Origin of the sequence: Danxiaibacter flavus (assembly GCF_041060425.1) — a bacterium.
Lineage (GTDB): Bacteria > Bacteroidota > Bacteroidia > Chitinophagales > Chitinophagaceae > Danxiaibacter > Danxiaibacter flavus.
Genome location: NZ_JAULBC010000015.1, coordinates 1 through 21,120, shown reverse-complemented (window position 1 = coordinate 21,120; position 21,120 = coordinate 1). Strand labels below are relative to the sequence as shown.

Below are 21,120 nucleotides of genomic sequence, written 5' to 3'. Positions count from 1 at the left end.
AGTATTACCGGCGTTTTAGATATTTTGTAAATTCATCATAAGAAAATGCATCCATATCAACCTGATGAAATTGAGATTTCTCCATTGCTTCAAACATTGCACTTTTCACATCTTCAAATATTGCCTCGTCTACTTGATGCTTTATAAGACGATACATGACGTTACTTAAAATATTTTTTAGATCTTTTTTCCATTCTTCACGAAGCTGATCAGCTGCGTTTTTCATTCGTTGTACGTACTCAACCTTTTCAGTCAATTGATCGCCACGGTCTCTTATTTTCTGCTTAATGATTCCCACACAAGTCTTAACGGCGAGGCGGTATCCTTCTAATAACTCCTCCTCTGTTAGTGATCGACCTTTGATCTTGAGAATACTTTTAAAGCTGTCTGCAATATTCTCATTTAAAGACACACAATCTTGGAATGAACCGCAGTTATAGACATGCAAAAACTTATTTCTAACCTCCATAACCGCATTAAGCAGTTTGTTTTCATCTTTATCCAATATATCCAAATCGAAAAGAAGATCTATTTTATTTCGAAAGCTAATTGTCAAGCTTTTATTACCTAAGGTACGCACCTCCACTTTGTCAATCGACATACACAATTTTATCAACTCTGTAACCGCATTCTCAATTACAAGTGAATTCTCTAAAACTTCCGTCCTGAGGGGTAGATTTAAGTTTCCGCTCATTTTTGTTACTGGTTTTAAGGATTATCGAAACTCTTTAATAAACATTATACTTCAGCTATTAAAATATTATATAGCTGGCGCATCAATTTACGCTTTTTCTTATATTCCTTTGTCAAATGCCCCTTGCAATCCTCAACAACTTGATTGCCGGTGCTCATATCCCGGTAAACAAAGTCCGCTATGTAAATAAGCGAATGGGATCCGGTTGGATTGAGTTCAAATTGTACCTGCCTTGCCAGCATGCCGATCTTGCCGGCTTTAAGTAAAAGTCGCAGCTCCTTGTAACGTTTCGCCTCCTTTTGTGAATCGAAGTTGATTCCGTCTACTTCAGCTTTCTTGGAGCCGTACTTTGACCGCTTCTTCTCTGGCTCCTGTGCAGGTACCAGGTGTTGGTTTAATCCTGCACAGGGAGAGTTCATTATATCTTCTATTATGAATGCCTTTCTCATTTTGTTTTTACAGTTGTAAATATGTTGGGGTTGTTGTATTACCTATAATGTAGAATATTATCGCACCTTTTAAAGCTTAACGATGTATGCACTGTCATTAGAGCTGGTATATCAGTGGAATAAGTAAAGTATTTCTGTGGCATTTGGTTTGATTCATTTAATGAGTAATGTGACTTGATGAGTAATATAAATTGATGCTCATTTCGAATTTTTTGGTTCGTGTGGCCGGGCTTTCTAGTCTGGCCTTTTTCGTAAAGGAAATGGCATTAGTGTTGGTGAACTTAATTGCAATCGAGATCACCAGAACGCCCCAATTCGCAGAATCTGACCACATCTTGTAAACCTCAACAGTAGATCATGGCAATCATCCGTAAGCTACGTAACTTGCTCGCCTGCAATATCTGGCTGTCTCAATACTCTTCAAATTTTTCCAACTTGCGTTCGCGGCACGTCAATTGTTGCTCCAGGTATACGCATAAATTTCACGTTCATTTGATGTTAACGCATGTCTTACAGTCGGATTTTTAAGTTCGGCTGTCGTGTAAGAGCTTTAATTTCATTTCGCATCACAGTTGCGCCGGTTTAGGTTACTATTTCCCTATGTGGCTATGCTCTCTGCTTAGGGCTGGGTTGTGAAACTCAGCCTTTTTTTGGGCTCTGTTGAGTGGCACTGTTGTTGTTCCTATTTATAGATATTTTTATCGATTTTGATACAAGGAAAGTTCTGTCACTTTGCCCTTGTATATTCAGTGGTATTTTTCTTTAAAAAGTTAAAATCATCTTAACAAGCACGGCCGGGCTATCTAACTCGGCCTTTTTGAATTCCATTGTGACTGGCCGTCTGTTATCAGATCGAGCACACGGTTTCCACTTGTATGTTTCCTGTCGATTTTACTGACCATTGTCTTAATTTTGGTTATGATTGAGAAAATGCCATATAATCATCAGATCGTTACTCTTGACATACAGAAAAGTAAAGTCGACCATGCTGTTCTGCTGGTGTCTTTCGGTAACTATCCTATTTTTGATGAAAAAAACGAGCCCATCTCCGAAGCCGCATTTAGAATCCGTCCAAAGCATGGATATAACCCTGGAGTTGAAATTTTCAACAATGCCCAAGACATTAACTTCCTCCGAGAAGTCGCAAAACATTTGGAAAAACTATTAGATGACGGCATCATCACTTATTAGAAGCCATCCAGTTTTCTGTTGTTGAGAAGTTCATTACTCCACGTCTTTTGCTCTTCCCATTGAGCGAGTGTCTTTTCAAAGTCGTGAGATGTGGGATCGAGTACATGTGTTTCTGTTTCAATTCTTTTAATTAGTCCCCACCAGGTATGAACCTCGGCTGTTAGTTTGAACACTATAGGCTCATATGTCAAGGCAAACTGTGAGACAGGCTCGTATTTCAGAACCCGCCATTTTTTAAAGGGTTGTTTTATATATTTCATTTTTGGCATTTGAATTGCGTTTTAACAAAAAGCTTTAGCATATGATCACACTTCCACTCGATTACCGCGGCAAGCGGTACCTAATTCACTTTACTGCAGAGAGTATACCTCAAGAGCAAGGCACCAATTATCATGTCGTTGTGTACGAGCCTACGCACAAATTAATATTACCAAAGGCCGATAATGAAGGCCGTTTAAATGTCTGGCCGGACGATGACTCGTTAGAAATTGGTCTAAAACGAGAGATCGCAAAGCTCATTCAAAACACGTTCGGCTATCCTGATTTCAATGATGCTCCTGAGTGATTTGTTTTGACTAAACATGTTATATTCCCTTCACTTCAATTGGCTTTTCGATTCTTTTGAAAGAAACCACCCATACCCATGGATTTACGGTAACAATCAGTTCCTTTCCTCGGTATATCCCGTTGTATTTTGAAAAATGACAGTCAAAATGATCTTCATCCCATGCTATTGCTTCATAACGGATTACTTTCCCGTTATCATCTTTTATTGGATTCGGCTTACTGCTGATGGAAATAAATAAGTGCTTGAATGCAGATTGGGGTGTATCATACGCAAATATTGAGTCCTTGCTCCAATGGTAACCGCCAAGGTTTGGCAGGTACATTATACCTTCTGCTATCGCATCAGCCTCGCTAATGTTCTGTAAGCATTCAACTCTTACATCTGTTATTTGGAGATAGATGCGAGACAGTGATTTAAACATGAACAATGATGGCTTTTTACCCTCCTGATTTTCCCATTTACTAAACTTTGCCCATTCTTGATATGTAAGTATGCATACATCTGTTTTATGATCTTGGTATATCACATGCAATGCCTTTCTGTCTTCCCAATAGTCTAAAACTTTAAAACTCTCTTTTACCCAAAGACCATCTCCCTTTTGCCATTTTCCTGATTTTATTATCCCAAAAAAATCATCGTTTAAGTCTTTTGCGCCCACTTGGAAAAATGAACCTTTATTTTTCCATCGGAAAAGGCCGTTACCAAGATCCTCAATTGCAGGTTTTACAATTCTCCTTGTCTGCGTTTTCCTCCTGTCCAGAATAGCCTGAACCATTGGAGTGCTAAATAGTATTGGTATCAGTTTCATGGCTAATTCTCCTTCATCTTTTTGAAGTTATTACTGCCTTTATATCCTTTCGGCTTCACAGTACCTTTCTTCACACCGAACATTTCGTCATATTTCGCGGCAATGAATACTCTGCCTCCTGTGCACTCGTAGTACTGTATGCCGTCTTTCTTAAACTTTCGAACTACCTCAGGTTTTGTGATCGTTGGCCTGCTTATTACAAAGGCGTGTTCGCCATTATTTTTTATCATTTTCATTCGTGTCAATTTTATTTAGTTCTGCATATTCAAATTCGAGTACTTCAAGTTGTGATCTTAGGGCTTCAATTTTTGCCAGTGCCCTTTTATACATTGGATCGTCAGTGATTGAAAATAATTCACGCCAAGAGCTTTCCGCCTGCATGAGCTTATTTTCATATTCACTCAACTTTCTCCTTTTGCCAGCGATTTTCCCCTTGACCTCTTTTATTCTTTCCTGTACAGGCGGTAAGTAGTCATAGTTACCTTTGTCAACATTTACATAATGTCTTGGATTTGATACTTTGTATGATGCTGCCAAATAATCGAAGTACCAGCACCACTTCATGAACGCCTCAAACCGGAATCCAGAGTTGTGATAAATAGTTGGATTACCTCCTGGTTTTGGTCCTGCATTAATGCGGACATAAAAGCGTTTATCAGCAACATTCATCATTTGATTTAAGTATTTCTTTTTATTCTAAGTCCATTCTTTACCGCCCACTCATGATGCTGCTCGCAATACTCGTTACATGCATTACAAGCAGCCTGGCCGTTAGCTATGTCCAGCAGCTTTTCTTTTGTCTCTTTTCCGCCAGCATGGTTAAAACCTTCGGCATGTTTTGTACATACAGGTGATCTAATCTGGCAGAGCTTACCTTTCCAAACAGGACGGCTGACCTTTGCATATTCCCGGTTATCTTTCGCCCGTTTCTTTGCAACCTTCGGGATGGCTTTAACTTCCTTTTTTGGTTCAGGCGTCGCCTTTCCAAATGCCTTCTTTGCTTGCAAGGCTTGCATGAATGGTGTCATAATTGTTTTTACGCTATTTTTTGACGTGCTATTTTTCTTATTTTGGCGAGATTTCTGTTGACAAGTGAAATGATCTTTTGATTGTACTCAGTTGGCTGATTCTGCAGTCCTCTTGACTGTTCAATTTTCATGCTGCTCAGATTAACCTCAATTGTCTCTATGGGAACGTTATCTATGCGGGCAGATAAGATTAACGAATCTTCTTTTGCGTAGTATTCATTTGTAAAGAGACAGTGCTTCAAGATGTCGCCTTCTTCTTCAAACTCTTTCACGCTTTCAAGCACTTTAACAAGAATATTCCCCGACTTAAACTGAATACCAACAAATTTTTCGATCTTACTTTTGAAGAGCAATTCAGCTTCCGCGATGTGTTTTCGCTTTCTCTCAATCTCTTCCATCCTTTCGCGTTCTCGTTTTTTAGCGACAAGGCGGTCATGCTCTTTTTTCAGGTCTTTTGGGCATACATACTTTGCATTGTGCAAGTCTTTGTTGAAATACCGAAGTAGATCCAGGTAGTCAAACCAAATAGATACATCATTGATTTTGTATTTATTCCGCAGCACTATTCTAATTGATGGCCAGTTCCGGGATATAGCGCCACTGCTACTTACCATTGTCTCCAATAAATCAAACCTTTTCGCCTTAAGCAGGGTTTCGGCTTTGGGTTCTGTAGGAATAATAGTAATTGCTTCTATAAGGGTCATCCCTGCGAGATGCTTGTTAATGCCGATTTTTAAATATTCAGGCTTAAAGGCTGACGCGGGATGATACTTTCTTGCATACACATCATACTTCCTTGAGTTGTAGTAATATTTTATTCGATCTTCCCGGATCTCCCAGTCGCCGGTCCAAGAATCGCAATACCCGGTACAATTGTGAAGCAGTCCGATTTTAGTGATTTTACCGTTTGGTAAGATCCAATCCTCCAAAATGGCATGAAGAAAGTACTTTACCGGTTTTCCTTTTTTATAATAAGCGTAAAGCTCAAAGTATTCAGCAACCTGAAATTCCTCAACGATGTGAGTGATAGCGAAATAGTTCACTTTCTTGTGTGTTGTTTTTCGTGTATACTCAACTTTAAGCTTTGTGTTACAATGAGGACAGGTGGCTCGCTTGCTACGGTTAACCAATTCCAATGAGAACATCTTACCACAATCCAAACAGAACGCGGATGATTTATTCGCATACGCCAAGTGAGGAAGACACTCACTATAGGCCCACTCTTCCTGCGACTTTGTAATTCGCGGTAACTTTTCGCTCAGCCTTTTTACCCTGATTTGTAATTTGGTTCTTGCTTTCATGACTATTCAAATAATAAAAGCTCTTTTGATTTGGTTTCTGTTTCTTTGGAAGCGACTTTCGATGGAGATTTCTTTTTTATCCTATTGGTTTCTTCTGCGATGACTTTCTGAAGTGCTTCTTCTTTTGCTGCTTTTACTTCCTCTTCCGTAAGTTGCGCATGGTGATTTACTACAACAGTTGCTTCAATTTTGTCGCCTGGCTTAATATTATCTTCGTCATAATAATGCACAGCCAGATTAAAGATTTCTTCATCAGCAAAGCCATTACAACCGCTTTCCTTAACAGTATTCAGTATGTATGTTATACAGTCATCGATGTTCTTGTTTGCCTTTTTGAATGTCTCAGAAAACAAAGGATCTTTCGCAGCCAAACTGTTGAGATAGTTCTGAATAACAGATTTAAAACTTTCAGTTCCTTTCATGATTCTTACACTTTTAATTGTTTGTAGATAAAATTTTGCTAGACAACTTTCTGGCTATACGATGATTATTACGTCGGTTTATTATGCCCGTCTGTCTTCGCCATTTAAAATGATGACGTTAAACATTTCCCTTAACCTACTTCGCATCCTGGCACCATATCTCTTTTCGATCATCTCTCCGTTAAGGTTTGTAGTTATTTGTAACGAAGAGAATGGAACCCTTTCGCGGTTTGAATACCGGTTTTGAACGATCACCTCCAAGGCGTCCAACTCATTTCCGAAGTCTTTAATGATTCCTTCAACTCCGAGGTCATCGAACATCCATCCGATATTTGGCTGCATGAAAACACCAGGAGTGTTGCCGTGGCCAGGAACATAGCCAGTATATGTTTTCCAATAATCCAAACCGTTCTTCCTTATCCTTTCTTCAATCTCCAGGCAGTTCACCGGAAAGAAGCACTGGCGTTTATTGAGGCGAAAAGATTTAAGTATATCGGTTTTGCCAACTCCGACGTTTCCGATAATCATGATGCCCTTGGAAAGCTTGTAATCCCCCTTCTCGAATTCGGGATTGTTGGTGAAATACTGAGCAAGCAGCTGGAAAACGGGCCTCACATAATTATCCAACTTATGTTCCTTGTCGGACAGACTAGCTAAACGTCTTGCTTCGTGAACGGCACGCTCAAACATTTCTTCCGTTGACCAAGGGCGTTGACACTCCTGCATGGCCGCTATTTTCTCATCCTTCTTTTTCTGCTCTTCCAATTGCCAGTATTTTTCAGCCTTTGCTGCATAAATTGCCGTCTGCATTTCCTCTTCGGTGAGCTCTATGCTGTCATAAAGCCCCTGTATAGTCGATTCGTCCTTGAAGTTTTTTAGCACTTGATTGATCTTTTCCATTGTTTTCGTTTTTCCTCCATGATTGAATAAATCCAGGAACCAGATTTTCAAATCGCACAATCGGATTGTTATTCATAAACCAGCCGACTGCATTATTTTTTTCAAAAAATTTTTTTGCCATTTCTACTGTGCCGCCGTGCTGCATAAAAATTCTTTCAACATCCTCTATGGTTGGTATTTTAGGTTGGCGATACAGATTCGAGTTGCCCAGGTTAAACTGCGGAACTGAATTTTCAGGCGGAGGTGATGTAATTACTTCACTATTGTCTTGTTTAGTATAGTCTTGTTTTTGTTTTATGTTGTCTGGCCTTTTTTCGCCCGAAAGGCTACCCGATTCACTACCCATTTGACTACCCGAAAGGCTACCCGATTCACTGTATTTTTTACAGGTGTTTGGGAAGTGTATCCTGTATTCTGTATTATTACCTTTTGTTCCGGACTTGAAATCTATAAGACCCACCTGCTTTAGTTTGTTCCGATATTTAATAAGGCTCTTTTCTTGTATGCCCAAATACCCACAACAAAGCTGATTCGATAGATTGAACGGATTCTTCCAGGCAAGGCGATTACATTTGTGTAATAGAAACAAATAGTATTCGCCTTCAGAACCCAGTAAAATGCCTTGTTCCCTCAAGTCCCAGTATTGGTTAATTAGCTCTAAATAATTCATTGGATACTGCTGACTTAAATACACATTCTTAAATCGTGACACCTTCACTGATCGCCTTTCTTACCGCATACTTCTTACCTGTTTCTTTATGATATGCGTATTCCTTGGTAGCGACCTTTGTAAATAGTCGTCGCGGGACGATACCTAAAAAATTTGCTGCTGCTGTTGCGGTTCTGAAATATTGGCGCTGTTTTCTTCTTTCTTCGACATTTTCAATACTCATATCATACAGCCATACAGGGTATGATTCAAATGAGTATTGAAGTCCTGGCATTGCATTCATGTTCTAAGTTTTGCTGTTATCAATTTTGCCATGCATCCGGTCCATGTCTCTTAATCCTTCGCTATAAGCCTGGTTCCATAACTGCTGTAGCGTCTTTTCTATCTTTTCTTTTCCTGAGTATTGGAGCTTGAACATGGTTATTTCGATTGCTTTCTGCTTTGATGTTGGTTTTGCATCTTTCATTAGCGGAGGTGAGTTTGCTGATTCCATGGAGTTGATTAGCTAAGTGAAAAATCAATTACCGCATCCTCCTCCTTTAGAACCATCGGCATGATTCCAATAAAGGCTTTTGAATCATTGCCCGGAAAAATCGTGAACATGCTTTCCTGTTCGTAAAAGCGGATGATTATAGTTTTCGACTGAAAAATCTTTTTCGATATCTCAATCCACTTTGGATCAAAACCGATAAAAGATTTCTTATCGAACCTGGAATTAGCGATCTTATTAATGAGGGATTGATAATCCGGATATTTAACCTCGTTATCTCCCTTTATTTGGATATTTGCCTCTACACCACCTTTCACGTAGGTTAGGGTATTGTCATACTCGTCCGACAGAGTGATTATTTCTGCATCACATATTAAGTTCCATGCATCCCGATGGATGTACATTCCCGATAACTGCTGAAGAGTTGTTTCATCAAGGTTTGAGTATTCCGAAAGATTTAGTCGGCATATCATATAGCCGTTTGTGGCCGTTGCTATACCATCCAAAATCTCCACGTACATTAATGCTGGCCGCATCTCGTCGTCTCCACATGCTAGATGCACAGGAGGCAAATATTTTCTGCTCATTGGTGTTACTGTTTAAATATTTAAAAAAGCGTGGTTTGCTGTGGGATCGGGGTTGATATCGGCTTTGATCTAACTGACTTGATTTGTCTTGCTGATTCTTGCACCTTTACCGGCTCTTCTTTACTTTCTTGGATTGTTGTTTCTTGCTCGTCTGAGCTCACCAGATCTCTCTTCACTGAAAACCTATTCCCATCCTGAGCCTCAATAATCAATACCTCACCATGTTCTGCTATTAGTTTTACTTCCTGGTTGGCTGGAGCTGTGCCCCATGCTTTCACTATCGTTTCTTTTAAGTACACTACTCGATTATTGTTGCATTTACTTCGTTGTCGTAGCTGGCTATCATTACAGGGTCTTTCATCGGCGGAGGAATAACAATTCCTAAATACTCCGCGGCCCATTGAATGATATCTTCGACATAGCCATTGAATTGCAGAGTGCTCAATGTGGTCGTTGTGAGCTTCTTTTCCTCCAGCTTTGAAAGCATGTCCAGCGAGATATCCCTTTCAGCCAGGAACATCGCCTTCATAAACTCGTGGGCTTGCTTATCATTCTTTATCTCACTATATCCAACGTCCTTCAAAGCAGATCTTACAGCCGGCACCACAACACTCCAGTAATAGTCATTCTGGTTCAAACTGCGAACTCTGTAAGGCTCTATAGTCATTTTCCAGTCTCCGTCTGCCAGTTTAAAAGCCTGCTTTACATCCGATTTGTTGTAAATCTGTCCGTTCTTTATTATCACCATTACTTCCATATCAAAAAGGCGTTTTATTAAAGTTTTCGATTACGATACCAGCATCAGCTATGTGAACGGTCTTACCTGTTGCACGTGATATCTTTTGTTGAAACTCCGCGGCATTGCTGTTGCTATCGGACAGGTGTATCAAAACAATGTTGTTTACTTTGCTCAGATCATTTGCAAGAAGTGTATTCCTACATGTGTCAATGCTCATGTGCGACTGGATCACACGGTCCTTTAGAAAGTCTTTCAACCTTCCCTCATCAACTTTCCTGCGAATGATATCCAGGCAATAGTTCGCTTCGATCAGGATGTTGTGAATGTTTTTGAACTTGTTACTTACATAGTATGTGTCCGTCAAAAACAACACATTCCCAGTTTCCTCATGGTTGATAATAAAGCCGACTGGTTGCCTTACGTCGTGATTAACATCGAAGGCAATCACCTTGAAACTGCCAACACTGAATACCTGTCCTACGGTGAGCTTTTTAGCACGATGGTTGTTAATTTTCAGCACTTCAAATGTTCCTGGTGCTGAGTAAACATCTATCCCTGCAGCCATCACCTCGTTCACACCCTTTGCATGGTCTCCATGTTCGTGAGTAAGCAGACAGCCGGCGACTTTTGACAATTGGAAATTCAAAGCCTTTTTAATCTTTTCGAACCTTACACCTGCCTCAATGATCAAAGCCTCTTTGTCATTTTCCAGTATGTAACAGTTACCGGCTGAGCTGCTGCCTATGATTTTTAATTTCATTAGAAGTCTGGCGTTGCTTTAACAGTTGTTTTAACTACTTCTGCCGCGGGTGTTTCATCAAAGCCTATCTCCTCGCCAACATTCGCCTTTGTAGTGATCTGATCGGAAACATGATTTTCGATCAGCAATCCTTTAGGGATGAGAGGCTTAATGCTCCAGGAATCGCTTTGGAATTGATTGGTAGCATTCTTACGCTTGCCCTTGTAAGTAATGATCAACGGAGTTCCACGTTTAACAAAGCTGCCTTCAATTGCCGCCACCAGCCTTTTGCTTGCATTGCAGATGGCCATCATTTCACCATCAATTTTTTCGTAGAAATGAGCACATGGCAAAATCTGCGGCTCCTCTCCTTCTTTAATCGCTGGCATTTCCCTGAACTTAATGCAGTCGAAATACACACGCTTCGTTTCCTCTGCCTTTTCAGGCGTCCAATAAAACGTTGTCAATTCCATTGGAAGGACGTCTGCGTCATCCAGATCCGGAAGGTCTACGTCGTTCATATCTACAACCACCATTCTCGGTGCGGCGGCTTCATTTTGCTTTACTAATTCTGCGTTCATGTTATCGTATTAAAAGAATGATTAAATCGTTTGATTAATTTGTTACACGTTAGAGGTTTCGACTATGCTACTCTCAATTTTTTGTCCTGTGGTGAAACAAACAGGTTGATGATTTGCGCTGTTGTTTCAGGTATTTGGCAAACGCTTTCCCGGTTGTCAAGGAAGACCGGCCCATCTGCATTGAAGTGCTCGCGCAAAGTGTTTATGATATCCAAGCCGACCCATATTTGAGAGGCAGTGTTTAAGTCAGAGAAAGGAACACCGTTGTATGTAGTTTCGCAGCATTCAACCTCTCCCCCATTTACCTGGCGTTCGAAGAGTTTGAACTTAGCATATTTGAATTTTCCGTTGATGCGGCTTTCAACCATGTCAAGTTTGGCCCTGTTGAATTCGTCCAGAGTAAACTCAATATTTTCAAGGTCTGCAAGTTCCTGGGCGAGAGTTTTTTGTTGCTGCTCCAGCTCTGCTTGACGGACGTTGGCATTTTCGATCAACTCTTCGTTCATTAAAGTCCTTTGCAATCCTTGTATTTCGGCTTGTATGGCTGTTTTCGCTTGCTGTAGCGATGACAGATCTACTTTTTCTTCTTTCACAGGATTCGCTTCTGCCAGCTCCAGATCAGTTTTGAGCTTTGTATATTCAGGATTGGTGACCAAAGCATTGGCAACAACTTCATCAACATTTATTACCGGTGCAGAATCGGACTCTAATGAAGCCAACTTACTTTCCAAGGCCTTCAACTCATCTTCAAGGATTACCAAAGCAGCCTTAGCCTTTTCTATGCGTTCAGCCAGGATTTCGCCATTCTTCTTTTCGGCAACACCTTTCGCATTGAGTTCAGCAAGCTTCTTAGTCTTGCTTTCATTAAAAGAGATCTCATATTTGGCTTGCGCTTCATTGTGATTAGTTAGCAGTTGACCCTTTTTTGTCGCGATGTCACCATCTGGCAGATGCTGCTTACAGGTAGGGCAAAAGCAAGAGCTCTCGTCAAAAGTGAATTCAGGATATGGCTCCATCACCTTTTCATTCTCGTCCATCCATTCTTTCCGGATCATATCTCTTGCACTATTTGAATTCAACAACTGCTGTTCAAGCGTATTTAGTTCATGCGCCTTAGATTTGATCACACCTTTTTTATCTGATATTTCCCTTGTAAGGTTATTTACCTGGGCAACTTTCTGCGACGTTGATGATGTGGCTTTTTGTCTTTCTTCAAACTCTATGTTACGCATTGAGTTTTTAAGAGAGTGAATGTTGTTTTGCCAGGCGACTACCTTATTGTGGTATTCAGAATTTGCTTTTGACCGATCAAGCAAGTAATTGTCTTGGTTTTCAAGCTCCGTTTCCTTTCTCAGCAGCTGTGTACGGATAGCATTGAAGTCCATCATTTCAGGTCGGCTTCTTACCAGCTCATCGATGCGTGTAGGAATAGAATCAAGCTCTGTTTTAATCTTGGACTTTTTCGCTCCGATTTCACGCTTGTATTCAATGAGAGTCTTATTAGACAATGCATCCAAGACTGTCCGGAATTTTGCATTGCTCGCGGCAATCTCCGAATTACTGATATTGCCGGCAAGCTCCATAAGTACATTGCGACGATCCTGCCATTTGAGATTCCTGTTGAAGTACAGCGGGTTTGTGATAAGCTTAAACAAGCCTTCATCCAGAATGTCGGACACTTTCTTGTCGAACTCAGATTGCTTAACTGGCACGTCATTCCAGAAGTGGATGTTTTCGTTACCGGTGAACTCTGTTTTTGACCTACCTTTTTTAGTGGTCCACTTTTCACGCATTACTTTCTTTGGACTAACGATTTTACCATCAACATCAAGCTCAGCAGATACATGAATCTCCGTTTGATCTGTTGTTTTGCCGTCTTTGTCAAGGTTTTTAATACCGAACTTTGTGTTGTTGTTACAGTCCTTATCAAACAGTAACCAGGTAAATCCATCGAATACAGTCGTCTTGCCGGTTCCATTGTCACCGAAAATGTCTGTGATGTGCTTAAAGTGAATGACGAGATTTTTGATACCCTTAAAGTTGATCAGGGTTAAACTTTTTAATTGTACTTTTGCCATGATTTGAATTCTAGTTTTTGTTAAGAATAGGCCTTGTTACCAGCAAGGCTTTTTTATTTATCTAAATTTTGACTTTAGGATTTTCAGTATTTGCCTGGGCGAATACCCTTGCATGTAAAGCCTAATAGCTTCAAGTGCTCTATCAGTTACCATTTTCTTAATTGAATTTTTTTCTAAAAGATGCCGGCACTTACCCGACCGGCTTAGACCATGTGACCCACATGGAGCGTGTGTTACTTATGCCCCGCAGCGCGCGCTTTACCTTAGGGGCGAATCATCACTAGCTATCGTCCGCCTTGAGGTTGCTCCCGGATAGCGATCACTCACACACCGGGAATTGTAACGTTTGTCATGTCTGGACGCTGCATCATGCGTAGTTACCCCTGTTTCCAATTCGTTTTTATAAAAGCCCTGCCAAGAATAGCCGGGCCTAAACCCTTAAAACATCCAACATCTGAAAAGTGAACCGGAGACAGGATTCGAACCTGTATTCATTTCATCCTCTGATTACGTGAACCATAAAGAACATTTGCTTTATGTGCGTCTACTATTTCGCCACTCCAGTTACGCTGCATTTTTTCAGTTTTCGGCACATTAGGTAGCAGCAACCCGCAGCCAAACAGATTAATTACCCGGCCAAGAATAACCAGGTATATAGCTTGCCATATGAAAGAAGCGAGGACAGGATTCGAACCTGCGCACTTACATCACGTGCTGTAAGAGATTTTCAAAGCAGCTCAAGAATATTGTTGGCTTTTAGACCTATCGTTTTCGAGCACATCTTTTAAGCGTCTGCCACTTTCCGCCACCTCGCTGTATTGCCCCGCAATTTCAGGAACGGGGCAATCGTTCAAGTTTGATCCTCCGTAGGATCATCTAACAATTGATTGCATGAAAGAACTCACCGGTGGTTTTAAGTGTCCGTGTCCACTATTTGGGAACGCAATCCCCCAACTAGTTATAGTAAAGATGTTCTGTAAGTTCAGTGAGGCCTTTAACTGGCTTCTTTGCAGAATCAGGTTGATCCAATACTCGCTTGAAGTACTCTTCGTCCTTTGCTTTTTCAAAAGGATCTTCTTTAAACTCATATCCATAGTGTAGAACCCAAACGATTCCATAAAGTGTAGCTATTATGACTACGATGGCAACCGGTATTGATATTATAAGTGGCATGGTTGAACTATTTAAAAGTGTTTCAGGTTTGTTTTTTTTTAACAGTAAGCGATAGTTCCGTCTTTTCTAACTCCCATGTTTGCAAGTGAAGGAACATCACTCTTTAACTCAGGTAAAGCTTTTTCAATTCCAGGCTGCGCCAATTTCATCATTGTATTAGCGTAAGCTTTTTGGAAAACGCCTTTGTCAAATTCACTGCTGTTTGGCGAATCGATAAGAACCAGACAAGCGATGGCTCTTTCGTGCAGTTTGATCATTTCCTGTGCGTTCATGGCTATAGGGTTTATTTTGCGATGAGAGTTGAGTTTCTATTTAGGTATCCTTCTACATCCTTTCTTAGATACTTTATTTTTCTGCCTGTTGCAGATGACCAGTTGAATACACCGGCTTTTCTTTTTTCTAACAGACTTCTCTTGCACAGTCCAGTCATGGCTATCACTTCTGTTTCATCCATCCACTTTGAAAAGCCATTGTTTGAGCTCATTACCTTGATTGTCTTTTCCAAGTAATCAAGCTTATCCATGATGATCTTGAAAGCCTTGCTTTCTATTGTTATTTGAGACATCGCTATGAAAATTTGCTCCCGCTAACGACTCGAACGTTATGTGCCTACCCGCCGGGAATCCGTATCTTTGTTAGTAACCACAAAAACAAAGAATAATGTCAGTTCAATTATTTCAGATCATGGAGGAAGTGTTATTCAAAGGACTTCCTGTAACCCTCACCGCGTTTTTAGCCGATGGTATACCGTCATTAAAAACAGGCGACTTTGCTTTAATACTGTCTAAGAATCAGGCTGGTGGCTTTTCTCAGTTAACCGTTCCGGTTTCAGCGCTTGAAAAAAAGCCTCTACGGCCCGGAAAAACCCCTGCTGAGCTTGGGAAGGCTTATCATTGATATTGTCCTTCGAGACAGTCATTATTGTATCAATATTTGCTTCTAAGTAGTCTAATGCTTTGAGAGAAATCTTGTCAATTCGGTCTCTTACCTCTTTCGATGCACACTCTGTGTTTAATGATTTAAGAGATTGGATTGAAGCATGAACAATCGAGAATCGAACCCCTTTGTTTACTAATTCCGTATTGTCTGAATTCAGTAGAATTGCTATATAGTCAGAAAACCCATAAGCCATATCAGGAAATTTTAATGTTGCGTTTTGGAATTTTGCTTTATACATTTGTAGACAATTCGGCCCGATCTTCTAATATCTCTTCAATCGAAAGACCCGTCCTGTCAGCAATAATTTTTACTACATGATGTGATGTCAAACTATTTGACATTCTTCTTATATATCGATCTATTGAGATAACCTTAATTCCAATAGCATCACAAACTGCCGCACACAATCCGTTATCCTGGCGAATTGCCGTTATTGCCTTATCTGATATTCTTTGTTTTGCCATTTTTTTATTGTTATTTTGGTTTGTCACAATGACAACACAAATATCTGACATTTATCAGAATTTCAAAGAAAAATCTGATGTTTTACTTAATTTATTTTTGAAACATTATTGCATTAATGGAATCTAACATTCTAGATCAGTTCTTTACGCTCTTGAAAAAAAGAAAAATTTCCGTGGTTAAAGCTTCCGAAATGCTTGACATTCCTCAGGATCGCATATATCAATGGAAAAGCAAGGGGACAAAGCCTAAAGGTGAAGACACTGTAAAATTGTTGAATTTCATTAAAACATCAGATTCTGACGAAACACCAAAAACAGACGACTTAGAGACTGCGGATCAAAAGTCTATCCGCAAACCCAAGATTGAAACTAATCCGGAACTAGAAGGAATTACATACGTACCCATAGGTGCTCAAGCAGGTTACTCGAAGCACTACTTTAATCCAGTATTCGTGAAATCCCTACAGAAAATCTACATCCCAGGAATGCCTTACCGGGGAGACAAGTATAGAATTTTCGAGGTTGATGGAGAAAGCATGGAACCCACTTTAAAACACGGCTACCACGTTTTAGGAGAGTTAGTTGAAAAAGATTCTTACGCCCAAGTCCCCAACTATTACGTGTACGTAATAGTAACAGAAGACAGAGTTATGCTCAAACGACTTTACCGAAAAAGCGACAGTGAGTTTGTTGCCATTAGTGACAACGAAGAATTCTTCCCGCAATTTGGGTTGCATATGGGAGATATTAGAGAGTTGTGGCTTGTGAAAAGAAAGATGGACTGGGAGATGGCTCCGCCAAAGAAGTTTGAGATACATATATAGAAAGGATTTACGATCAATTTTAAAACTTTAAAAAAACTTCACCCGATGACCAACGAAATCAAATGTCCAAAATGCGGATCTACTCAATTGACTGCCCAGAAGAAAGGATATAGTGCAACGAAAGGTGTCGCTGGCGCTTTTTTAACTGGCGGAGTGGGTTTACTTGCAGGCTTTCATGGCAGTTCTGATATTGATATTACATGCTTATCATGCGGAAATAAATGGAATCCAGAGAAGCTGCATAAACAAACTGAGGCAGAAAGCATGCGTGAGGACATCCAGAAATACAATGAATGGAAAAACGAATTTTATCATGCGTACGAAAGCAAAGACTTTTCTTACGCTGAGGAAATTTATTTAGCAAATACTCCTGAGCGTCAAAGAAGCTCGGATGTCCATGCCGCCTATAAGTTTTTAAAGACTAACGACAGGCAACTAACTATCATAGGAGTTATTGCCGCTGCAATTGTGATTGGAATTTTCGCTTTATTACTTAAATGGCTCGCTTGACCTTAATGTTCCATTGGATACGCATTATACGTCGGCCGACAGAGTTGTTCGAGACCTGCGATAGATTGTCTTTTTATCCTTAGTCATCACAGTAACAAAAACCAATCTTTTAAGTATGAAAATTCGTCATATCCAATTTGACAAACACCCTGTTCTTGGTGATTTGAATGTTAACTTTATCGACGAAAATGGAAATAGTGTTAACAATATCATTATAGCTGGGGAAAATGGAACGGGCAAATCCGTACTTCTAAGTGAAATCTATGAATTTACACATTTGGCCATTACCGCAATCGATAGCCCAACTGTTATTACGGCTGAATTTGAATTTAGCCCGATTGAGATGCAATCATTACAAGCGTCTAATTCCGCTTTTGCCCGGGAAGGACTGACAAACATTCTTACAATTGTCAAAAGCTGCAGGCCAATTAATAACTATGAGCAAATAAAAATATACGGTAAAACTAAAGATGGGAGCATCCTATTGGGCGATGGTACCCTGGTCCGCCGCGACACTATCATTTTACGATCAATATATTCAGATGTTGAAATCAATTTTAATCCCCAGTCCATTAAAAGTGTAACAAACGCGGACGTAGATAGAGCTCATAATGGAAGCCAAAGATCCAACAGTAAATTATCAACCGAGATTGCTCAGTTATTAGTTGATATCCAAAATTCGGATGCGATAGAATTTACAAACTGGGCAAAAGAGCATGTTGGTCAGCCAATCGACGAAAGCAAAATGAATATTAGAACTCGTAGATTTACCAACGCGTTTCATTCAATTTTTCCAAACAAACGCTTTGTTGGAATCCAAAATGGGGAACAAGGAAAAAAGATCGTATTTGAGGAGAACGGAAAGACGATGACCATTGAACAATTAAGTTCAGGTGAAAAGCAGATTGTTTTCCGAGGAAGCTTTCTTTTAAAAGATTACAATTTGACGAAGGGTGCAGTTGTCTTAGTTGATGAACCAGAAACCAGTCTACATCCACGATGGCAACTGGAAATTATGAACTTCTTTAGAAAACTTTTTACGACTGATGAAGGAGTCCAGACATCGCAGCTAATTGTAACAACACATTCACCCTTTGTGGTGCATAATTCCAAACGGATAGAAGACAAAGTGATCGTTTTGGAAAAAAATAATCAAGGGAAGATAGTTGCAGCAACTGACCCTAAGTTTTTCACCTGGTCAAACGAGAAATTAATTCAAAAGGCCTTTAATTTGGCAAGTATTCTTCTGGATGGGAAAGCAGTAGTTTTTGTTGAGGGAGAAACGGATGAGCAATATTTTAATAAATGCTTAGAAATCTTTAACAAGCGAGATCAGTCAATAAAATTTTCCTGGATAGGAAAACTTAATGATAGAGGACAAGCCGAAAACACCGGTGACAATGCCCTTAACCAGGCTAAATCATTCTTTAATGCAAACATAGACCATGCTACTTCAAAAATTATCTTGCTTTATGACAGTGACACGAATAAGCCAGAGGATGCAAATGGCAACTTGCTAACGAGACGAATGTCCAAAAATGACACAAACACCATCTATAAAATCGGGATAGAAAATTTACTTAAAGTGGAGGAGATTCCCGATTTTGATCTAGTTCGTCAAGGTTTTTATAATACATCCAACTCGACAGATGAATATGGAGCTCCTAAATCAATATCGACTTTAAACAAAAGGCGGCTGTGTGACTTCGTTTGTGATGAGCTGGGCGTTGAAGTTCAACGAAAAGTGTTTGAAAACATAAATAATGAAATTGATAGACTACTGTCTGATATTGAATAACTATTTTCAGCACCTATTTAAGATATCTATCCGGAACAGAAGGGATGCAAATAATTACCTGATTTTTCAACAACCGCTAATCAATGGATAAAGTGACAGATTTTTTTAACGCAATCAAGGATCGTCTGTCAAATCCTTTTATCAGTTCAGCTCTAATAGCTTGGCTGATTTTTAATTGGCGAATTCCAGTTGGTATTTTTTACATGAATTCTGCATCTGAGGTCTTCAATTTGATTCTGCAGACTGGCAATTGGAAGACGAAATACCTTTGGCCGTTAGTTAGTGCCTCGGTTTATACTTTTGGGTTTCCATATATCCGAACATGTATCCATGCGTTCAATTCATATATTAACAACTGGAGTACAAACTGGAATCTAGCAATTAGAAAAGACGGATCGGTGCCAATAGGAAAATATTTGGCTTTAAGAAATGAATATAAAAAAAGAACCTCACTTCTTGAAAATGTAATTCAAGATGAGCGAGAAAGCATTAGCCAAAACGAACAATTTAAGACACAGAAAATGGAGCTTGAGGCCGAAATCAACAGGCTAAAGGATCAAATTTCCCGTTATGATCAAGAATTCGGCTATTACATAATGGCGGGAGAATGGCAATACCGTGAGGAACCAGCTTCAGAAAAGCCAATCATAGGCAGACTAAGACCAGATGCAGAACTGTCATTACTCGAATTTCGAGACCAATATGTTTACAAACGTTTTGAGAACACGAAAAACAACCTGTATCTAACTATCGATTATTTTCACTATGATATCAACCGCGGGAAAGTTGTAATAGTTGGGCATCACGGGCAACAGGGTGAACAATGGGTCTATTATCTGGAAAGACAAAATCATCGTTCATTAAAAGGATCATTAAATGGCATCCGAAGCGTAGAGCTAGAATTAAAGACCGGAAACGGCCTTCCTACTCACAACCCACCTCAGGCGAATTCACTTTTTGATGGTAAATAAATGCAACGTTGATTCCAAGTGGAAAAGCCTGAAAAGATCAGCTACAAATGAACTAAAAAGCAATTAAGGAATCAAATTGATTACACGCAATGAAGTTGAAATCAAACATTACTCTAAGGCATTTTGAACATCATCCAGAAAATAGATGGATGGCATCGGATCCTGATGCAAGCTTTCGTGCTGTTATAACTTATGGTGAAGATCGTATGCCTACAGGAATTTGCTTTAGATGGAAATATATAATTTTAAACGGGACAAACGTCTTCTTTAATCTTCTCGCGGAAGATAGGTTTGGAACTGGCGCGGCAAACTATAATATATTCGATTTGAGCTTAGCATACGAAGTATCAAAGCAAAACTTTTTGGCTTTATTGACAGATGGATTTGCGAGTGTTGGTGAAAGCTTACCAATGCCAGAATTTATGGAACCTTTTGATCTGTGGGCCGATTTAATTTCTGAACTGTCCCAGAAACTTCGATAAGTGGTAGCCCTTGATAGTCCTTAAGCGGTGTAAATCTTTGAGGATGTTTGGCTCTGAACTCATCGGTATCGTGTAGTAAAGGATATGACAAAGAAAATTCGCACTTGTGAGCAGTTTGCCCATTTTCGAATTTTAACATGATATCAGCTTTGAAATGAGGATTCGCAAATTCAATGTGCGCTTTGAGTTGATTAAACAGGTCCAAGGCGCGCTTTGCATGATCAATATAAGATTGCGTATCGAATTGCAGATTGAGCATAATCGTAATTTACTATAAAAGTAATAAAATATTCATATTGAGTACAGAGTTAAAAATATGGAACACACGCATGCTGCAGCTGATGAAAGAGGCAGTTGGAAGTGACGTTGCAGCAACTAAGAAAGAATGGTGTGAGCTGATCGGGATCCGACAAAGCAATTTGATCGAAGTTGAAAGCGGCAAACGTGGATTTACGATTGAACAGATTGTAAAAGCGGCAGAGATAACAGACGTGTCAACTGACTGGATTCTGGGTCTTTCAAAAACAAGAACAGGCTCAAATGAAGCCTCTGGAATTGAACTAATAAAAGAGGGAATAAGACTTATCGAGTCGGAAAAAATCAAAGGCAAGAAAGGTAAAACAAAATAACAGTTGCGATTACCGCAACACTTTATAAAAACATATTGATTTTGAATTAATTAGGCGTTATTTCTGAATCCTGACGAGGTCACCA

32 protein-coding genes and 1 pseudogene are annotated in these 21,120 nt (G+C 39.7%); 8 read left to right on the top strand and 25 right to left on the bottom strand.

Features of this window, described 5'->3' with window-relative positions; translation table 11 throughout:
* Positions 1 to 4: 4 nt before the first annotated feature.
* The gene (locus tag QTN47_RS27410; protein ID WP_369332659.1) at positions 5 to 694 is read right to left on the bottom strand and encodes a hypothetical protein; all 690 of its coding nucleotides are present in this window, start codon (positions 692 to 694) and stop codon (positions 5 to 7) included.
* 44 nt (positions 695 to 738) lie between these two features.
* Positions 739 to 1,143, bottom strand: a complete 405-nt coding sequence (locus tag QTN47_RS27405; RefSeq protein WP_369332658.1) for a DUF1064 domain-containing protein — start codon at positions 1,141 to 1,143, stop codon at positions 739 to 741.
* Positions 1,144 to 2,061: 918 nt separating this feature from the next.
* On the opposite strand from QTN47_RS27405, the gene QTN47_RS27400 reads away from it, so the two are divergent.
* Positions 2,062 to 2,334 (top strand): hypothetical protein, encoded by a 273-nt coding sequence (locus QTN47_RS27400; protein WP_369332657.1) that lies wholly within the window; start codon positions 2,062 to 2,064, stop codon positions 2,332 to 2,334.
* Here QTN47_RS27400 and QTN47_RS27395 read toward each other — a convergent pair.
* A complete protein-coding gene (locus QTN47_RS27395; RefSeq protein WP_369332656.1) occupies positions 2,331 to 2,594 on the bottom strand; it encodes a hypothetical protein in 264 nt (87 codons plus the stop codon). The two genes, QTN47_RS27400 and QTN47_RS27395, sit on opposite strands and share 4 nt — an antisense overlap.
* A gap of 41 nt (positions 2,595 to 2,635) precedes the next feature.
* Here QTN47_RS27395 and QTN47_RS27390 point away from each other — a divergent pair, with 41 nt between their 5' ends.
* On the top strand, positions 2,636 to 2,899 hold the full coding sequence (locus QTN47_RS27390) for a hypothetical protein (protein WP_369332655.1): 264 nt from the start codon (positions 2,636 to 2,638) through the stop codon (positions 2,897 to 2,899).
* Between the two features lie 19 nt (positions 2,900 to 2,918).
* Here the strand turns inward: QTN47_RS27390 and QTN47_RS27385 are convergent, their stop codons facing one another.
* The 22 genes and pseudogenes from QTN47_RS27385 to QTN47_RS27280 form a co-directional block, all read right to left on the bottom strand.
* A complete protein-coding gene (locus tag QTN47_RS27385; protein WP_369332654.1) occupies positions 2,919 to 3,710 on the bottom strand; it encodes a hypothetical protein in 792 nt (263 codons plus the stop codon).
* Between the two features lie 2 nt (positions 3,711 to 3,712).
* Positions 3,713 to 3,946 (bottom strand): hypothetical protein, encoded by a 234-nt coding sequence (locus QTN47_RS27380; protein WP_369332653.1) that lies wholly within the window; start codon positions 3,944 to 3,946, stop codon positions 3,713 to 3,715.
* Positions 3,927 to 4,382 (bottom strand): hypothetical protein, encoded by a 456-nt coding sequence (locus tag QTN47_RS27375; RefSeq protein WP_369332652.1) that lies wholly within the window; start codon positions 4,380 to 4,382, stop codon positions 3,927 to 3,929. Before QTN47_RS27375 ends, QTN47_RS27380 begins: the two co-directional genes overlap by 20 nt.
* Before the next feature lie 5 nt (positions 4,383 to 4,387).
* On the bottom strand, positions 4,388 to 4,738 hold the full coding sequence (locus tag QTN47_RS27370) for a hypothetical protein (protein WP_369332651.1): 351 nt from the start codon (positions 4,736 to 4,738) through the stop codon (positions 4,388 to 4,390).
* Positions 4,739 to 4,746: 8 nt separating this feature from the next.
* On the bottom strand, positions 4,747 to 6,039 hold the full coding sequence (locus QTN47_RS27365; protein WP_369332650.1) for a PcfJ domain-containing protein: 1,293 nt from the start codon (positions 6,037 to 6,039) through the stop codon (positions 4,747 to 4,749).
* Positions 6,040 to 6,041: 2 nt separating this feature from the next.
* A complete protein-coding gene (locus tag QTN47_RS27360; protein WP_369332649.1) occupies positions 6,042 to 6,461 on the bottom strand; it encodes a PcfK-like family protein in 420 nt (139 codons plus the stop codon).
* A gap of 81 nt (positions 6,462 to 6,542) precedes the next feature.
* Entirely contained in the window at positions 6,543 to 7,361 is an 819-nt protein-coding gene (locus QTN47_RS27355; RefSeq protein WP_369332648.1) for a P-loop NTPase family protein, read from the bottom strand.
* Complete coding sequence (locus QTN47_RS27350; RefSeq protein WP_369332647.1) at positions 7,297 to 8,055, bottom strand: hypothetical protein; 759 nt, start codon at positions 8,053 to 8,055, stop codon at positions 7,297 to 7,299. Before QTN47_RS27350 ends, QTN47_RS27355 begins: the two co-directional genes overlap by 65 nt.
* 4 nt (positions 8,056 to 8,059) lie before the next feature.
* Positions 8,060 to 8,314, bottom strand: a complete 255-nt coding sequence (locus tag QTN47_RS27345) for a hypothetical protein (RefSeq protein ID WP_369332646.1) — start codon at positions 8,312 to 8,314, stop codon at positions 8,060 to 8,062.
* 3 nt (positions 8,315 to 8,317) lie between these two features.
* Positions 8,318 to 8,524: a hypothetical protein gene (locus QTN47_RS27340; RefSeq protein ID WP_369332645.1), complete on the bottom strand. Its 207-nt coding sequence runs from the start codon at positions 8,522 to 8,524 to the stop codon at positions 8,318 to 8,320.
* An 8-nt stretch (positions 8,525 to 8,532) separates the two neighbouring features.
* Entirely contained in the window at positions 8,533 to 9,108 is a 576-nt protein-coding gene (locus QTN47_RS27335; RefSeq protein WP_369332644.1) for a hypothetical protein, read from the bottom strand.
* A 20-nt stretch (positions 9,109 to 9,128) separates the two neighbouring features.
* The gene (locus QTN47_RS27330; RefSeq protein WP_369332643.1) at positions 9,129 to 9,407 is read right to left on the bottom strand and encodes a hypothetical protein; all 279 of its coding nucleotides are present in this window, start codon (positions 9,405 to 9,407) and stop codon (positions 9,129 to 9,131) included.
* Positions 9,407 to 9,865: a hypothetical protein gene (locus QTN47_RS27325; RefSeq protein ID WP_369332642.1), complete on the bottom strand. Its 459-nt coding sequence runs from the start codon at positions 9,863 to 9,865 to the stop codon at positions 9,407 to 9,409. Before QTN47_RS27325 ends, QTN47_RS27330 begins: the two co-directional genes overlap by 1 nt.
* A gap of 1 nt (position 9,866) precedes the next feature.
* The gene (locus QTN47_RS27320) at positions 9,867 to 10,607 is read right to left on the bottom strand and encodes an MBL fold metallo-hydrolase (RefSeq protein ID WP_369332641.1); all 741 of its coding nucleotides are present in this window, start codon (positions 10,605 to 10,607) and stop codon (positions 9,867 to 9,869) included.
* Complete coding sequence (locus QTN47_RS27315) at positions 10,607 to 11,167, bottom strand: hypothetical protein (RefSeq protein ID WP_369332640.1); 561 nt, start codon at positions 11,165 to 11,167, stop codon at positions 10,607 to 10,609. Before QTN47_RS27315 ends, QTN47_RS27320 begins: the two co-directional genes overlap by 1 nt.
* A gap of 62 nt (positions 11,168 to 11,229) precedes the next feature.
* Positions 11,230 to 13,245 carry an AAA family ATPase gene (locus tag QTN47_RS27310; protein ID WP_369332639.1) on the bottom strand — a complete coding sequence of 672 codons (2,016 nt, stop codon included), beginning with the start codon at positions 13,243 to 13,245 and terminating at the stop codon, positions 11,230 to 11,232.
* A gap of 673 nt (positions 13,246 to 13,918) precedes the next feature.
* Positions 13,919 to 14,060 (bottom strand): annotated as a pseudogene (locus QTN47_RS27305).
* Positions 14,061 to 14,199: 139 nt separating this feature from the next.
* Positions 14,200 to 14,418, bottom strand: coding sequence for a hypothetical protein (locus tag QTN47_RS27300; protein WP_369332638.1), 219 nt, complete (start codon positions 14,416 to 14,418; stop codon positions 14,200 to 14,202).
* Between the two features lie 38 nt (positions 14,419 to 14,456).
* On the bottom strand, positions 14,457 to 14,690 hold the full coding sequence (locus QTN47_RS27295) for a hypothetical protein (protein ID WP_369332637.1): 234 nt from the start codon (positions 14,688 to 14,690) through the stop codon (positions 14,457 to 14,459).
* Positions 14,691 to 14,701: 11 nt separating this feature from the next.
* Positions 14,702 to 14,983: a hypothetical protein gene (locus QTN47_RS27290; RefSeq protein WP_369332636.1), complete on the bottom strand. Its 282-nt coding sequence runs from the start codon at positions 14,981 to 14,983 to the stop codon at positions 14,702 to 14,704.
* 219 nt (positions 14,984 to 15,202) lie between these two features.
* Positions 15,203 to 15,595 (bottom strand): hypothetical protein, encoded by a 393-nt coding sequence (locus QTN47_RS27285; RefSeq protein WP_369332635.1) that lies wholly within the window; start codon positions 15,593 to 15,595, stop codon positions 15,203 to 15,205.
* A complete protein-coding gene (locus QTN47_RS27280) occupies positions 15,588 to 15,872 on the bottom strand; it encodes a hypothetical protein (RefSeq protein ID WP_369332634.1) in 285 nt (94 codons plus the stop codon). Before QTN47_RS27280 ends, QTN47_RS27285 begins: the two co-directional genes overlap by 8 nt.
* A 65-nt stretch (positions 15,873 to 15,937) precedes the next feature.
* Between QTN47_RS27280 and QTN47_RS27275 the strand changes: the two genes are divergently transcribed.
* From QTN47_RS27275 to QTN47_RS27250, 6 genes are all read left to right on the top strand, one after another.
* Positions 15,938 to 16,645: a S24 family peptidase gene (locus QTN47_RS27275; protein ID WP_369332633.1), complete on the top strand. Its 708-nt coding sequence runs from the start codon at positions 15,938 to 15,940 to the stop codon at positions 16,643 to 16,645.
* A 45-nt stretch (positions 16,646 to 16,690) separates the two neighbouring features.
* Complete coding sequence (locus QTN47_RS27270) at positions 16,691 to 17,155, top strand: hypothetical protein (protein WP_369332632.1); 465 nt, start codon at positions 16,691 to 16,693, stop codon at positions 17,153 to 17,155.
* 115 nt (positions 17,156 to 17,270) lie between these two features.
* On the top strand, positions 17,271 to 18,953 hold the full coding sequence (locus QTN47_RS27265; RefSeq protein ID WP_369332631.1) for an AAA family ATPase: 1,683 nt from the start codon (positions 17,271 to 17,273) through the stop codon (positions 18,951 to 18,953).
* A gap of 83 nt (positions 18,954 to 19,036) precedes the next feature.
* On the top strand, positions 19,037 to 19,924 hold the full coding sequence (locus tag QTN47_RS27260) for a hypothetical protein (RefSeq protein WP_369332630.1): 888 nt from the start codon (positions 19,037 to 19,039) through the stop codon (positions 19,922 to 19,924).
* An 89-nt stretch (positions 19,925 to 20,013) separates the two neighbouring features.
* Entirely contained in the window at positions 20,014 to 20,406 is a 393-nt protein-coding gene (locus tag QTN47_RS27255) for a hypothetical protein (RefSeq protein ID WP_369332629.1), read from the top strand.
* A 329-nt stretch (positions 20,407 to 20,735) separates the two neighbouring features.
* Positions 20,736 to 21,035: a helix-turn-helix domain-containing protein gene (locus QTN47_RS27250; protein ID WP_369332628.1), complete on the top strand. Its 300-nt coding sequence runs from the start codon at positions 20,736 to 20,738 to the stop codon at positions 21,033 to 21,035.
* The last annotated feature ends 85 nt before the right edge of the window (positions 21,036 to 21,120 follow it).